A 14,578-nucleotide genomic window follows, 5' to 3' on the forward strand; every position below is an offset into this window, starting at 1 on the left:
AATTGGCAACCGATTAACCGGCAGCAGCAACTTCTACTTGAGCCCCAACACCTTCGAGTTTTTTCTTAATATCAGCAGCTTCATCTTTAGAAACCCCTTCTTTTACTGATTTTCCACCAGCTTCCACAAGAGTTTTCGCATCTGCTAATCCAAGACCAGTGATTTCGCGAACGAGTTTAATAACGTCGATCTTTTTGTCACCGTGTGCTTTCAAGATAACATTGAAAGTTGCTGGTTCTTCAGCAGCAGCAGCGCCACCACCTGCACCCGCAACAGCCGCTACCGCAACCGGTGCAGCAGCAGAAATCCCGAATTTCTCCTCCATCTTTTTCACTAGGTCAGCAGCCTGAACTAATGTAAGACTTCCAATTTGTTCTAATAGCGCGTCAACAGACATCTATATTCTCCTTATCCTACTAATCACTATGATTACTAATTGCCGTTTTTCTCGGCTACAGCATTGATGGCGCGAGCCAATGATGCCATGATTTGATTGATTCCAGAAGCAATTTGCGTTGCAGGAGCATTGATCCCACGAGCCACTTGCGCAAGAAGTTCTTGTTTGGACGGAAGTCCAGCAATCGCTTCTACTCCAGACTTACCCAAAACCTCACCGTCCATATAGCCGGTTTTGATTTCAAGTTCCTTCTTATCTTTTGCAAAGTCCTTACAAACTTTCGCTACTGCTGGAAGTGCATCCAGAGAGAAAATCGCTGCAAGCGGGCCTTTGTAAACATCCCCAAAATCAATGGAGTTGTTTTTATGTTCAGAAGACTCTTTTAATGCACGGAGAAAAAGGTTGTTTTTGATCACCTTCATCTCTGATCCTTCCTTGCGAAGTTTCGCACGAAGGTTGGACATATCTTCAACAGTTAAACCGCTGTAAGATGCTAAAATAAAGTTAGGTCGTTTTTCCAAACGAGTCTTTAGTTCTGTTACTGCTTCAATTTTAGATGGATTTGCCATTTTTCTTACTCGTTATATGTTCGCGTTTACTAGTTCTTTTACATCGACTTTTACGCCGATTCCCATTGTCGCTGCTACTGAGAAAGACTTGAGGTAATCTCCCTTCGCATCGGAAGGTTTGTCTTTCATAAGAGCTGCAACAACAGCATTGATGTTATCAGAAAGTTTATCATCAGAGAAGGAACACTTTCCTACTCCTAAGTGAACCACTCCCCCTTTGTCAGGGCGGTATTCAATACGACCTGCTTTGAGTTCTTTCACTGCTTTTGTTACATCAGTAGTCACTGTTCCTGCTTTTGGTTTTGGCATAAGTCCTTTACGACCAAGAACTGGACCCAGTTTACCAACTTCCTTCATCATATCAGGAGTTGCCACACAGGCGTCAAAATCAGTCCAACCACCAGAAACTTTTTCAATTAGGTCCATATCACCCACGAAATCAGCACCAGCCTCTCTCGCTTCGTTTTGTTTGTCTCCTTTGCAGAAAACCAAAACCTTAATCGTTTTTCCAGTTCCGTGTGGAAGAGAAATTGTCCCTCTTACGTTTTGAAGAGATTTATAATTAATTTTAGTAGAGATCTCTAAAGTTCCGTCGAACTTTGAGTAACTGGTAGCTTTCGCTAACCCGACTGCCTCACCAAGGGTATAAGCCTTTGTGCGATCGACTTTCTCTTTGAGTTGGATGTATTTTTTGCCGCGTTTCATGACTTCGGTTCCCGTTTCCTAATGATTACTCGACGTTAACACCCATGGAACGGCAAGTTCCAGCAATGATTTTCACTGCTGCATCTAAGTCGTTCGCATTGAGGTCTTCCATCTTCGTTTTTGCAATTTCTTCTAGTTGTGCGCGTTTGATTGTTCCCACTTTTACAGTGTGTGGAGTGGCAGATCCACCTGGAATTCCAAGTGCCTTCATGACAAGAAGAGCCGCTGGAGGAGATTTAGTGACGAAAGTAAAACTTCTGTCGGAATAAACAGTGATCACCACTGGGAGTTTGAGTCCCATTTGGTTTTTTGATCTCTCATTGAACTGTTTACAAAATTCCATGATATTGAGTCCGGCCTGACCAAGTGCAGGTCCTACCGGAGGAGCTGGGTTTGCTTTCCCTGCTTCTACTTGGAGTTTAATTTGTTTTACTACTTTCTTTGCAGCCATCTCGTTTCAAGTTCCTTACTAAAAGTCAATCTATCAGTTCTATTGTTCCGATTTTACTTGGAGGTAATCCAACTCCACAGGAGTGGATCTTCCAAAAATTTCGACTCGGACACGAAGTCTTCCCTTATCAGGGAAAATTTCATCCACAAGCCCTGTGAAATTGGCAAACGGACCATCTATAATTTTCAATGTTTCGCCCACTTTGAAGAGGAAACGTGGTCTTGATACTTCTTCCGATTCCACATTTCCCACATCACTGAAGAGATTTTTGATCTCATCAAGAGAAAGTGGTTCCGGACCTTTTCCTTTTCCGCCTACAAATGTAGACACAGAAGGTAAGTTCTGGATTTTAAACCGAAGGTCATCAGTCATATTCATCTCAACGAGAACATAACCCGGCATGAGTTTTTTCTTCGTGACCTTCTTTTTGCCGTTTTTCATTTCGGCAACTTCCATCGAAGGAATTTTCACCGAAAAGATCTGGTCTTCCAGCTTTTGTTGTTGGACCATCTTTTCAATGTTAGTTTTCACCTTATTCTCATGACCAGAATAAGTCTGAAGCACATACCATTTTTTATCTAAAGAATCGCCCACTTCCCTACCTATGTTCCTAATGCCCAGAACCACTTTAGCAGTTTCAAGAAAATGAAATCTGAAGCTGATAAAAATAAGGAAAAGATAAATACTGTAACTAGGACTACAACGGTAGAACTCACCACTTCTTGGCGCGTAGGCCAATGTACTTTTTCAAGTTCTGCTTTACATTCCTGAATGAAACTCGTAGCTTTCATTGATCCTTGTCCTGTTTCTCTAATTCTATATTCCGTAGTTGGCAGGGCTGGAGAGAATCGAACTCCCACCAAGGACTTTGGAGATCCTAGTTCTACCATTAAACTACAGCCCTAAACAAGCCCTCTACCAGGCTTGAACTGGCGACCCCTTCCTTACCATGGAAGTGCTCTACCACTGAGCTAAGAGGGCAAACGTTTCCCACCCAAGCGCGGGTTTCCAAGCGAGGCTAGGTTTTTTACACTATTTTAAATGAGGCTCATTGGTCAATGGAAAATGAGTTTATTTCCTGGAAATGGTAAAAAAACAGGAAATTTGGTGATTTTCCAGTCTGATTTTAGTTGTGGATTTCCCGGTTCGATAATAGAACCATGTGGGAGAGACTCACAGTATAAGGAAAGATTCGTGGCGAAACCCTTTGTAGAATTAGAAGCACAAATCCCCGATTTAGTAAAGGCAAAATCGAAAATTGTCGTCCGTTCGTCTCGGATGAATCGCCAGTTGGAACAGTATGTGCTTGGGCTCATCACTCATATCCTAAATGAAGTGGGACAATCTCAATTTGTGGAAATGTTGTATACCATTTCCAAAGAACTTACCATCAACGGAATCAAAGCCAACCAAAAACGAGTTTTTTTTGAAGATGAAGGACTCGACATTACGGATGAAGCTGATTATTTCCAAGGGATCAAAGAGTATTCCAAAAAGTTCTCAGAAAAAATGGCAGATGAATATGGGAAACGATGCCTCGCCCGAGGTGTTTATGTGCAAATCAAATTCCATTACTGTTTAGATGGTCTTCTTGTGGAGGTGACAAACAACACTCCCGTCATCAAAACAGAAGAAGTTCGGATGCGTGAAAAAATGAAAAAGTCCATGGGGTATAATGACATCGCTGAATTTTACATGGACAATATGGACAATACAGAAGGTGCGGGACTTGGAATTGCTCTCATCATGATCCTTCTTAAAAACGAAGGTGTTGACCCTAACTTATTTCGCATCATCACTCACGAAGACAGAACCGTTGCCAGAGTGGAAATTCCATTTAACGACAATTATGTGTCGTTTCGCAGTGCCGAACTAGCAGAAATATAATTCGTTTTTGACCAAATCATTTCACCTGTAATTGTATCGACCTAGTATCCGCCCTTTTCGAAACTGGTGGACATGGAATTAAAAGGTGCAAACATTCTCGTCACCGGATCTGCCGGTGGACTCGGAAAGGCAATGGCATACCGTCTTGGTAAGTCAGGTGCCAATATCATTCTCTCAGACATCCAAAAAGACAAATTGGACGAAACCGTTTCTCTCTTTCAAAAAGAAGGGATCAAAACAACAGGAATCGTTGCCAATGTTGCAAAAGAAGAAGATAGTATCCGACTCATGGAAGAAGCAGCTGCATTTCAAGGAAGCCTTGATGTAGCAATCCTCAATGCAGGGATCTTACGTGATGGCCTTCTCATCCGGGTGGACAAAGAAACAGGAAAGGTCAAAGGTAAAATGGGCATCGACCAATGGCAATCTGTTATCGATGTCAACTTAACTGGAGTTTTTTTAACTGGTAGAGAAGCAGCTGCCAAAATGGTAGAACAAAAAAAAGGGGTCATCATCCCTATTGCCTCCATTGCCATGCATGGTAATTCTGGACAAACCAATTATAGTGCTGCAAAAGCTGGTGTTGCAGCGATGACAGTCACTTGGTCCAAAGAACTTGCCAAGTTCGGAATCAGAGTGGCAGGCATTGCACCTGGATTCATTGGAACAGAGATGGTATTAAAAGACATGAACCCAGAAGCATTAGAAAAATGGAAATCGATCATCCCAGTGGGAAGACTCGGGGAACCAGATGAAATTGCGTCGACAGCAGAGTTTATCATTATGAACGATCTTGTTACAGGTGTGGTTTTGGAAATCTCTGGTGGTGTCCGAATCTAACTTCGATTAATCCTTTTTTGCCTTCTTTTCGTACAAAGGAGGCAAAAGAATTTGTGAAATTATTTTGTCATTTTTTTAACAAACGATAAAAATTTCGTAGGTAATTTGGGTATGTATTCGTCATAAGGATATAACGGAATCCTTACCGATGAAAATAAAAACAGAACTATCGAAACAACAATTGGAACAAGCGATCAAAGGAATTCAAGGGATAGCCCACCCGATTCGTTTGCTCATCCTTTATACTTTGGCAAAAGAAGAAAAAACAGTAGGTCAACTCGTGGAATTACTTGGAACGAGCCAATCGGCCGCCTCTCAACACTTAAGCAAAATGAAAAACAATGGAATCTTGGAATCCCGAAAGTCTTCGAACCAAGTGTTCTATCGTTTGAAAGATGCTAAGTTCAAAGATTTGATCCAAACCATCGTAAAAGTGTACAAAAAGTAAGCATTACTTCGCTTCTAATGATAAGAGGCGAACGTATTCCTTTATGGAATCCTGGAGGTTTGTAAAACCGAAAGGATATCCGGCTCTCGTTAACTTTTCCATATTAGCGCAGGTATAATATTGGTATTTGCCTTTTAATGACTCTGGCATTTCCACATATTCAATGTTTATCGGCGCATTCATGGCACTAAAAAGTGCAGATGCCAAATCATTCCAAGTTTCTGCCATCCCTCGCCCGACATTGTACAATCCGTATTTTCGTTCACTGAGTAAATAGATACTAATTTTACTAGCATCCTTCACATACAAAAAATCCCGTTTTTGTTCCCCATCTTTGTATTCTGGTTTGTAGGATTTAAAAAGTTTTAGTTTGCCTGTATCTCGTATTTGTTCATACCCTTTGAGTACAAGACTACGCATATCCCCTTTATGTGCTTCGCCATATCCAAACACATTAAAGTATTTGAGTCCGATTAGTTTGTCTGCAATCTTCGTCTTTTTTGCATACAAATCAAAAAGGTGTTTTGAATAACCATACATATTGAGAGGTTTTAAAGATTCGATGGGGGCTTTATCATCGTATCCAAATTCACCTTCCCCATAAGTTGCCGCACTTGATGCGTATAAAAAAGGGATGTTTTTTGCAATCGCAAACTCAGCTAATTTTTTCGTATAATGGAAGTTATTCTGGATTAGATATGTTGCATCTTTTTCTGTTGTTGCGGAACAAGCACCTAGGTGGTAAATTTCGGAGATCTCAGAAAGAAGAGGATGGCCTGCATCCAAAAATCTTTCAAACTGATCCTTTTCATAATACTCTGTAAAAAAATTCCTTTGGAGATTTTTCCATTTCTCTGTTGTTCCCAAATGGTCTACAACCAAAATGTCGGTGTTTCCATTATGGTTTAAGTCTTCAATGATTTGCGAACCAATGAGGCCCGCACCGCCAGTGACTAAAGTAAGTTTTTTTGCCATTTCTCTGATGATTCTTTTTTCCTAAGAGATTCCATCTATCAACTTTTCTCTCGGATTTGGGAAAAGAGTTTTTGAATGTTTCCCGATTGTCCTCATCCCAATGGCAAGGAATCAATCCATTTGCCAAATCGTTCTTCCACCTGTTTGACCGTTTCTGGCAAGGGAGTGAGAACTTCTGGGATCCAAGGTTTCATCCGACAATCAAATACAATAGGAACTTGGTAGGATATATGGTTACGAATGGTTTCTGTCCTTGCATACACATCGGAAGCAGGTTCCATCCTAGTAAACATAGTCCAAATAAAATCCGAATCCGATTTCACAGCATCTTCCGAGTCGTCCACAAGAAACACGTAGGAAAACTTACCTAAATCTTCAGAGAGTAACGTTTCCGCCAAACGATCATTTGGTTTAAATTCCGAACCTTTGACAACAAGAACACCTGGTAAAAATACTTTTGGGTTTTGGAAACGTTTGTCTTTAAAACTTCCATTAAATTCTTTAGGAAGATTTGTATTGATGATGGGTTTGTTTGGATCGGTAATTCCCATCCAAAGAAGTTTACTCCCCTTATTCACAGTTCCACTCGTATAATCCAATGTATCTTGGCTGATATTGCTAAAGATAAAAAAATCAGTTCTCGGATCACTTCGTTCTGTGATCACTCGGAAGGTTTCTGAAAAGTTTTTTAGATTCACTCGTTCGTTGGTTACAAGTAAACACTTTGTGAGTGAGAGTTGCCCTTCTCCCAAAATGCGAAGTGCTCCCATAAAGGCTTCACGGAAATACCTTTCTTTGACAACGGCAGCTGCCAGTGAATGAACACCTGATTCCTCATAGGCCCAGACACCAAGAACCTGTGGCATCACAAGGGGAAACATAGGTGATAATAGGTCTTGTAAGAATTCAGCAATATAATGGTCTTCTTGTGGAGGTCTTCCCACAACCGTTGCTGCCCAAATGGCATCTTTTCTATGGAGGATATGGGAGAGATCTAAGTAAGGGTAATCATGTAACAACGAATAGTATCCATAATGGTCACCAAACGGACCTTCGGGTCTTCGTAATTTCGGTGGAATGGATCCAATGAGAGCAAAATCTGCATCAGCAACAATGGGGTAAGGTGAAACAGTTTTGTCTTTTTTCATCCGGAGTTTTTCTCCCATGAGAAAGGAAGCAAATACAAGTTCTGGGATCTCTTCCGGTAGTGGTGCCACAGCGGCAATGGTGAGAGCAGGAGGCCCACCGATGTAAACATGTGCAGGAAGGGATTTGTTTTCCTTTTCTGCTTCGTAATAATGGAACCCACCTCCTCTGTGGATTTGGATGTGCATCCCTACCGTTTTTTCACCAAACAATTGTACACGATACATCCCCAAATTACCGTTTCCAGAACTTGGATGTTGTGTATAAACTAGAGGCAAAGTGACAAAGGGACCACCATCTTTTGGCCATGACACAAGGCCCGGAAGTTCTTCCACGCTGGGAACACTGCCATCTAAAATAGGTGCCCGCCTGACTTGTTTTAAGCCCACCTGAAACGGCAAAAGGCCAAGGGAACGTTCTTTCCAAAGTTTGGAAAACCGCGGAGGGAAAATTTCTTTCGCAAGTTTGGCAAGTCTTGCGATCGTTTGTACGGGTTTTTCGCCAAAAGCCAAATGGATTCGTTTTTCAGAACCATAAAGATTGGTAGCCACTGGAAACTTGGTTCCCTTTACATTGGTAAAGAGCAGGGCAGGTCCTTTTTTTGCGACCACTCGCCTTTGGATTTCTGCCAGTTCTAAATTGGGGTCAACCAAATCGGAAATGACCCGGAGCTCTCCCTCTTTTTGTAAAAGTTTTACAAAATCATTCGTAGATCGTAGTGATGCCATAAAAAGGAATAGACGGCTCCTTGTTTTCTTAGACGCTTAAGGGCATAAATTCTATGTCCCAAGAACCAAATACTTCACAACCTATCATTACCGATATCAAAAGAATCGCAGTTTGCGGTGGATCGCTAGGAAGAGAACGACGCTCCTATGTGCGTGGTCAGGTAGTCGATGTAGGGATTACCGATTTGATGAAGGCAGATGGCCTCTGGGACCTAGTGACAGGGTTATTTAAGGGTGATGAAACCAAAATCACTCCCTTTCTCGATTTTTCCCTCGCCCCGGTTCGTAAACCAGTGTTAAAATTAGAAGTCCATGATGCGACAGGCAAACTCATCTATACCTCTGGTAAAATCAAGGCGGATGAGGATGGTTTTTTCTCCTGTGAAATCCGAGACAAACTGCCAGTAGGATCCCATGATTTCCAAGTGATTCTAGAAGGATTAGATAGTTTTCGACAGTATTCCAAAGACTTAGCCCATTTAAATGCCACCGAAAATTCCATCTTAGGAAGGACTACCATTGTTGGAAAAGGGAAACTACGGATCATCGCAGAAGACTACCAAGGCATTGTTGTTACATCAGACATTGACCAAACGTATCTAGCGACAGATATTCACTCTGGAAAAGGAAAATTCTCTGCTTTATTCGAGACACCTAACCAAAAACAGGCGCTACCAGGGATGCCTGAATTGTATCGAGAACTTAGAATCAACTTAGAGAATGCTCCCCTCGCCTTTATTTCCGCAAGCCCTCATTTTTTTCGAAGGACCATGCTTGCCACAATCGCAAAAGATAACATACACATTGAATCTTTACATCTAAAATACTTAGAAGGAACAATCAAAGGAGTTTTTGACAAAGTCATTGATACAATCTTCAATCCTCTTACATTTTTTCAAAATGGATTCAAACCAGCTTGGTCACGGACTAAAAAATTCTTAGGTGCCTCTTACCAAAGCCTATTCGATCAAATGTCTTATAAACTTTCTATTCTTCTGTACGACCGAATCTATTTACCCACAAATTCGAAAGAGATCCTACTCGGAGATAATACAGAATCCGATTATATGATCTTCACACTGTACCAATTGATCTGTATGGGAAAATTAAGTGGAGATGAGTTAGAAGAATATTTATACCAATTGAATTTTTTAGGTAGAGATGCCATCACAAGAGACGCAGCAAAAAAAATCAGACTGTATGCGGAAGAAATCCTTCGTATCCATGGACCTAAAAACCCAGTAACGCTTACTCTCATCAATCGCACAAGTCATGGTCCTAGTGAAATGGATATGATCCAAAAAGTAAAAGATGCCCTACCTAAAGGTATTTTCGAAACAGAATTTTCGAAGAAACCTCCCTTTTACGGAACAGAAGGTGCCATGGGAATGGCCATCCTTTTAGAAAATCATGGTTATCTAGATCCTAACCAAATTTTAACCATCATCGCAGGTATGATTGGAAAAGTTTTGGAAGGAAAACTTGTAGATGAAACTTTTATTTTAAAACAACTCGATGAGCTAACCCTTCCCAAAGAAGCGGAAGGAACAAAAGCGAAAATCAAAGAGAATTTAAAATCTGCGTTTTTAAATTAAATTTCAATTGAGTAATTTTGTATGATTAAATTTTGAAAAATATTTTAAAAAGAAAATCTTCCTATACTTAAAGATTGAATAGAGATTTACCAACAGAGGAATTGCCAATAGGATCATCATCACTAATTGGCTTACACTATTTTTTGGGAAAAAATCTACTGCCACCAACAATTTCAACATATAAAATGGAGCAAAAGATAAAATTGTAAGCATGATAGAAACAAATATCAACTCACCACGAGTGGTTTTCGCATAATAAAATTGATTTTTCGCTATATCATATCTCGGCTGAGACCATTCACGAATTTTCAGGAAAGGTTTTTCAATAAAATAATAACTAAGTAAAGCAATTAACGTAGAAACCATCAAACTAATCAATGCAGCTTTTAAAATTACAACTATATCATTCTTCTCTGGATTTGTTGCATCATATACTTTCCCTAACACAATTGTATTAACTAACATGTGAATTAAGTATATCCCATAACTTAGTTTACCAATAAAAACCAAAACACTGCTTGAAAGTATAAAACTAAGTCGCTTAAAGTAGCCAAATACCAAACCATAAACAACAAGAAATGCAAAAAATGAATAAAATGCATTCCGAAAAACAATAAAATATAAACGATTCTCTGAATAAGTCAATTGAACTAAGAAATAGAATATCAAACAAGTCATGGCGAATGTAAAATAGAATAATAAATTACCTTTTCGATCCCCTACTTTAACACCACCATCCCGCCAAATTTCCATTAAGAGAATTCCGTAGACAAATGGTTCAAAATGAAAATGGATTGGATGGAAAGCATAATTTACATAATCACCAAAATGCGGCAAGCTAACATAATAATAAGGATATAATCTTAGAAAAATTGGAATGATAATGAAAAATATCAATACTAGGTATTTATTTTTTCGATTTGGAATATACTTCTCATAAAAAAAATAACAGATTGGCATCAACAAATAGAACTGTTCTTCCATCGAAAGTGACCATCCCTGCGCCAATACTCTTTCTTTGGTAAAATTTGAAATATAAAAAGCATCTGCCCACCAATAACTAATTACATGTTTTATATTCTCAATCTTTGCTCCAATATCCTCAGGTAAATCTAAACCATTTGTTTTCTGAAGCATAACCGACATTAAGTATATGGTCATAAAAAACACAAAATAAAAAGCTGGAAAAATTCGCAGTGATCTTTTGATAACAAAACTCTTCCAGTTTTCCAAGTAATTTTGTCTTTTCTCAACTTCTCTTGAAAAAGATGCCGAAACTAAAAATGAACTAATTACAAAAAACAAACTCATTGAAAATTCAGCATTCTCAGCTTTTGACATATAGCTGCTATATGATTTAGGAATCAAATGCAAAGAAAAAGTATAACAATGAAAAAGTATAACAATGAAACAACCAATAGCTCTAATTACATAGAGTTCATTAATTTCTTTAGAATTCTTTCGAAAAACTTCTAGAAAATATTCTTTCATGATGCTTAAATACAGATTTTAAATAAATTAGTGATCAATTCGAACTCTACTTTAAACCAACTTTTTTTTTTGAACATTTTTTCCCTTAGCAAATTCAACAACATATAATGGCCTGCCCTTTGACTCTTCGAATATTCTTGCTATATATTCGCCAAGTATACCAATCGAAATCAAAATCGACCCTCCGATTAAGCAGATTAGAGTTACAATTGTTGCCCATCCTGGATTGTATACTATCGGAGAGTGTAAAATAAAATACTGAAAGGCGCGAAATAATGCATATATTCCAACTAAAAAACCAACAAAGGCAATGATTAATCCTAAAGCTAAACTAAATCTTAAAGGAATAGGAGAAAAAGAAATCGCAGCATTGATTGCCAACCCAATCATCTTCTTTAAAGGATATTTAGTTTCTCCAGCAACGCGTGGGTCCCGATTATAATATACTGGTATTTGAGGAAATCCGATCCATGCATTCATCCCTCTTAAAAACCGGTGATTTTCTCTTAATCCATTTAACGCATTCGCACAACGTCTAGAAATTAATCGAAAGTCACCAGTATCTAAAGGTAAATCTTTGTGAACCAATACCTTCATAATTCTATAGAAACACCATGCAGTAAATTTTTTAAAAAAAGTTTCTCCAGTTCTAGTGATTCTCTGTCCATAAACAACGTCATAACCCTCACGGTATCTCTCTAACATTTCAATGATCACTTCAGGCGGATCCTGTAAATCAGCATCCATAATCACAATAGCATCACCACTTGCATAATCCATACCTGCCGTAACAGCGATTTGGTGACCAAAATTACGCGATAGAGAAATAACCTGCACTGAAGAATCTTCAATCGACCAATTTACTAGCTGAAAAATTGTGTTATCCTTACTTCCATCATTCACCAAAATAATTTCTGTCTTAACAGATAAAGAATTTAAAAAATCACTTAACCTATTTCGCAAAAAAGGTAACACCTTCTCTTCATTATAACAAGGGATTACAATTGATAATAATTTGGGGTTAGAACGTTTTTCTAAATATTTTTCCATTCGACATCTCAGCCATTTATCTTTTATACTATTTACACTATAATATGATTAAAATTTTAAGAACACTTGTGTTCCAAGAAAATTTAGTCAAAATAAGTTCACTTTCTTAAATTTCTTAATTTCAAATCCCAAAACTTCATATTTTTCTATAAATCGATAACTCTCTTTGGGTTCAACCTTCAAATTGTTACCACCTAATTTTCTCGAAACCAAACAAATATAAGTCTGATTTGCGGTTTCAAGATTATAATTCCAATCGAAATGAATATCCTGAACTTTATTCCATTTTAAATAAAGATTAAAAAATTCTGGAAATGCATCTGTCAGAACCAAAGGACCAGGACATTTGCCACTTATTACTTGGGTTGCTCCGCGCCAATCTTCCTTAAATTCTATATAGAAATTTTTTCTGAGACTCATTAACGAAAAAACTACAGATAAAATCAAAATTAAAATAAAAAATTTAAAGTACTTTAACGAAGACATTTCAACAGAAATAAAATAATAGATCAGTGGTAAAGTAACGATCCAATTCCTGCTTGTGGTAATTGGAATATAAAATGAAAATAAGGTAGTAAGGAATATGATTGATAAAGCAACAAAAAGATAAATTGTCGAAGTTTGAAAATTCCAATTAGATATTTTTATATTAACCAAATTTCGAATCAATAATACTAAAAATAAAATCAAAGGCAAAATCACAGTGAGAATAAGATGTTTTATTGATACCGAAAAAAATAAGTTATAAAATCCTAAGAATAATATTGAATCAGGAGCCGAAATCCAACCAGCGGTTTCAATTCTACCAGCTTGTTTTAGATGAATAAGAAATGGAAAATAGGCCAAAATAACTATAATCCCAATTGTCAAGAATACAATAGATATTTTACGTTCAGAAAAAGAATGAATGAGAAATAGGAATAAAATCAGAAATCCCGAGTATATAAAGCCAAATAAGTGTATATAAGAAATTAATATCGATAGAACCAATAACGATATCAAAATGCTTTTCTGCTTGATGACCGGATTCTTTAGTTTTGTTACTAACAAAAAGAAGATCGTTGATAGTAACAATAATAAAGAGTAAGACCTAACCTCTTGTGCATAATAAATTGCTCCTGGAGAAACTGAGAATAAAAACAAGAATAGAAGCCTTATTTTTATAGATAAATGCCCAGACAACAACCAAACCAGGATAAGATTTAGAATAGAAACAGTTAAGGAAAAAATTTTTGCTAAAATTTCCTGGTTCTGAAATGGAATTTTCAACCAAAGTTTTAAGATAATTTGGAACAATGGTGGATGCGGATCTGAAGAAATGACTTTAAAGAATTCTGACCAACTATCGATGGAGGATGAATGTACAGAAAATAATTCATCTCCCCATAAACTCTGACGATCTAACTGATATACTCTTAAAAATACACCTATCCCCAAAAATAGGGAAATCATTAAGGTCAACCTAAACCTTGACATTCGGTGTGATTTATCTGTGCTCATCTTTCCTCAAATTTATTTGCCATGATTCAACTTAAACAAATCAAATTAAGCCCTGCTATATTTGAATGATTCATCTAATAATTTAAAAAAAACCAGAAAATAGATAGACATTTCGCTCAAATTTTCCGCTCATTAAATATTCAATCATTTTTCATATTAGCACTGCAAAAAATACCAATCACTAATGAAAGTCCTAGTTCACATTTTCATCTTCATTATAGCTTGTATTTTTCCAATCCTTAAATTTCACTTAGTTCACTTAAATGGTAACTTAATCGGAGACGGCTTAGATAATTTACTCGTATTAACTATATTAGAGCGTAATATAATTAACGCGAAAGAATTCATTAACAATCTCAATATCGAAAGTTTATATGCAAGTAATGCGTTTTATCCCTATCAACACACAGCTCTTTTCACCGAACCGATGTATTTTCCATCGTTTCTTTATGCTATTGTAAAGTATTTTACAAACAATCAATCCATAGCTTACAATGGATTGTTTTTGATTGCATCTTTAGTAAATTTCTATAGTTTTTATTTTTTATGCAGACAACTCAAATTCACAAATAAAAACAGCACAATTGGATCTCTTATTTTTGCAAATGGGCACTATTTTGCCATTCAAAATATACATTTACAGAATCAGTTCGCCTTTGGATTTCCATTAATTCTAGCATTTTCGATTTTATTTAAAAACACCAAAAGAAATAAATTTCTATTTTTAATCTTTTTAACTCTGTTACTTCAATTTTTATCTAGTAATTACTATGGACTCTTTCTTTTTTATTTCTTT

General features: G+C 37.4%; 16 protein-coding genes and 2 tRNA genes. 5 read left to right on the forward strand and 13 right to left on the reverse strand.

Going from position 1 to position 14,578, the window contains the following annotated elements:
* Positions 1–13: 13 nt before the first annotated feature.
* From rplL to CH354_RS17935, 8 genes are all read right to left on the reverse strand, one after another.
* Positions 14–397, reverse strand: coding sequence for a 50S ribosomal protein L7/L12 (rplL, locus tag CH354_RS17900; RefSeq protein WP_012388946.1), 384 nt, complete (start codon positions 395–397; stop codon positions 14–16).
* Between the two features lie 35 nt (positions 398–432).
* Entirely contained in the window at positions 433–966 is a 534-nt protein-coding gene (rplJ, locus tag CH354_RS17905) for a 50S ribosomal protein L10 (protein ID WP_012388947.1), read from the reverse strand.
* Positions 967–978: 12 nt separating this feature from the next.
* On the reverse strand, positions 979–1,671 hold the full coding sequence (gene rplA / locus CH354_RS17910) for a 50S ribosomal protein L1 (RefSeq protein WP_100721691.1): 693 nt from the start codon (positions 1,669–1,671) through the stop codon (positions 979–981).
* A 25-nt stretch (positions 1,672–1,696) separates the two neighbouring features.
* On the reverse strand, positions 1,697–2,122 hold the full coding sequence (gene rplK, locus CH354_RS17915; protein ID WP_100721689.1) for a 50S ribosomal protein L11: 426 nt from the start codon (positions 2,120–2,122) through the stop codon (positions 1,697–1,699).
* 39 nt (positions 2,123–2,161) lie between these two features.
* A complete protein-coding gene (nusG, locus tag CH354_RS17920; RefSeq protein ID WP_012388950.1) occupies positions 2,162–2,716 on the reverse strand; it encodes a transcription termination/antitermination protein NusG in 555 nt (184 codons plus the stop codon).
* 8 nt (positions 2,717–2,724) lie between these two features.
* Positions 2,725–2,913 (reverse strand): preprotein translocase subunit SecE, encoded by a 189-nt coding sequence (secE, locus tag CH354_RS17925; RefSeq protein WP_015679892.1) that lies wholly within the window; start codon positions 2,911–2,913, stop codon positions 2,725–2,727.
* Positions 2,914–2,952: 39 nt separating this feature from the next.
* A tRNA-Trp gene (locus CH354_RS17930) sits at positions 2,953–3,026 on the reverse strand.
* Positions 3,027–3,031: 5 nt separating this feature from the next.
* Positions 3,032–3,103: transfer RNA gene (locus tag CH354_RS17935), tRNA-Thr, on the reverse strand.
* A gap of 213 nt (positions 3,104–3,316) precedes the next feature.
* Between CH354_RS17935 and CH354_RS17940 the strand changes: the two genes are divergently transcribed.
* The 3 genes from CH354_RS17940 to CH354_RS17950 all read left to right on the forward strand — a co-directional run bounded on the left by CH354_RS17940 (position 3,317) and on the right by CH354_RS17950 (position 5,297).
* The gene (locus CH354_RS17940; protein ID WP_100728582.1) at positions 3,317–4,009 is read left to right on the forward strand and encodes a histidine kinase; all 693 of its coding nucleotides are present in this window, start codon (positions 3,317–3,319) and stop codon (positions 4,007–4,009) included.
* Positions 4,010–4,081: 72 nt separating this feature from the next.
* Positions 4,082–4,849: an SDR family NAD(P)-dependent oxidoreductase gene (locus CH354_RS17945; RefSeq protein ID WP_100727894.1), complete on the forward strand. Its 768-nt coding sequence runs from the start codon at positions 4,082–4,084 to the stop codon at positions 4,847–4,849.
* 148 nt (positions 4,850–4,997) lie between these two features.
* On the forward strand, positions 4,998–5,297 hold the full coding sequence (locus tag CH354_RS17950) for an ArsR/SmtB family transcription factor (RefSeq protein ID WP_012388953.1): 300 nt from the start codon (positions 4,998–5,000) through the stop codon (positions 5,295–5,297).
* Between the two features lie 3 nt (positions 5,298–5,300).
* On the opposite strand, the gene rfaD is transcribed toward CH354_RS17950, so the two are convergent.
* Both rfaD and CH354_RS17960 read right to left on the reverse strand, forming a co-directional pair.
* Entirely contained in the window at positions 5,301–6,272 is a 972-nt protein-coding gene (rfaD, locus tag CH354_RS17955; protein WP_100727895.1) for an ADP-glyceromanno-heptose 6-epimerase, read from the reverse strand.
* 92 nt (positions 6,273–6,364) lie between these two features.
* Complete coding sequence (locus CH354_RS17960) at positions 6,365–8,146, reverse strand: UbiD family decarboxylase (RefSeq protein WP_100727896.1); 1,782 nt, start codon at positions 8,144–8,146, stop codon at positions 6,365–6,367.
* 53 nt (positions 8,147–8,199) lie between these two features.
* On the opposite strand from CH354_RS17960, the gene CH354_RS17965 reads away from it, so the two are divergent.
* Positions 8,200–9,741 (forward strand): phosphatase domain-containing protein, encoded by a 1,542-nt coding sequence (locus tag CH354_RS17965; RefSeq protein WP_100727897.1) that lies wholly within the window; start codon positions 8,200–8,202, stop codon positions 9,739–9,741.
* A gap of 3 nt (positions 9,742–9,744) precedes the next feature.
* Here the strand turns inward: CH354_RS17965 and CH354_RS17970 are convergent, their stop codons facing one another.
* From CH354_RS17970 to CH354_RS17980, 3 genes are all read right to left on the reverse strand, one after another.
* Positions 9,745–11,232: an acyltransferase family protein gene (locus CH354_RS17970; RefSeq protein ID WP_100727898.1), complete on the reverse strand. Its 1,488-nt coding sequence runs from the start codon at positions 11,230–11,232 to the stop codon at positions 9,745–9,747.
* A 51-nt stretch (positions 11,233–11,283) separates the two neighbouring features.
* Complete coding sequence (locus CH354_RS17975) at positions 11,284–12,282, reverse strand: glycosyltransferase family 2 protein (RefSeq protein ID WP_100727899.1); 999 nt, start codon at positions 12,280–12,282, stop codon at positions 11,284–11,286.
* An 87-nt stretch (positions 12,283–12,369) separates the two neighbouring features.
* Positions 12,370–13,782 (reverse strand): dolichyl-phosphate-mannose--protein mannosyltransferase, encoded by a 1,413-nt coding sequence (locus CH354_RS17980; RefSeq protein WP_125172460.1) that lies wholly within the window; start codon positions 13,780–13,782, stop codon positions 12,370–12,372.
* A gap of 184 nt (positions 13,783–13,966) precedes the next feature.
* On the opposite strand from CH354_RS17980, the gene CH354_RS18380 reads away from it, so the two are divergent.
* Positions 13,967–14,578 (forward strand): hypothetical protein (locus CH354_RS18380; RefSeq protein WP_165780945.1); only part of this gene is annotated, 612 nt, incomplete at its 3' end.

The organism is Leptospira levettii (assembly GCF_002812085.1).
Classification (GTDB): Bacteria; Spirochaetota; Leptospiria; order Leptospirales; family Leptospiraceae; genus Leptospira_A; species Leptospira_A levettii.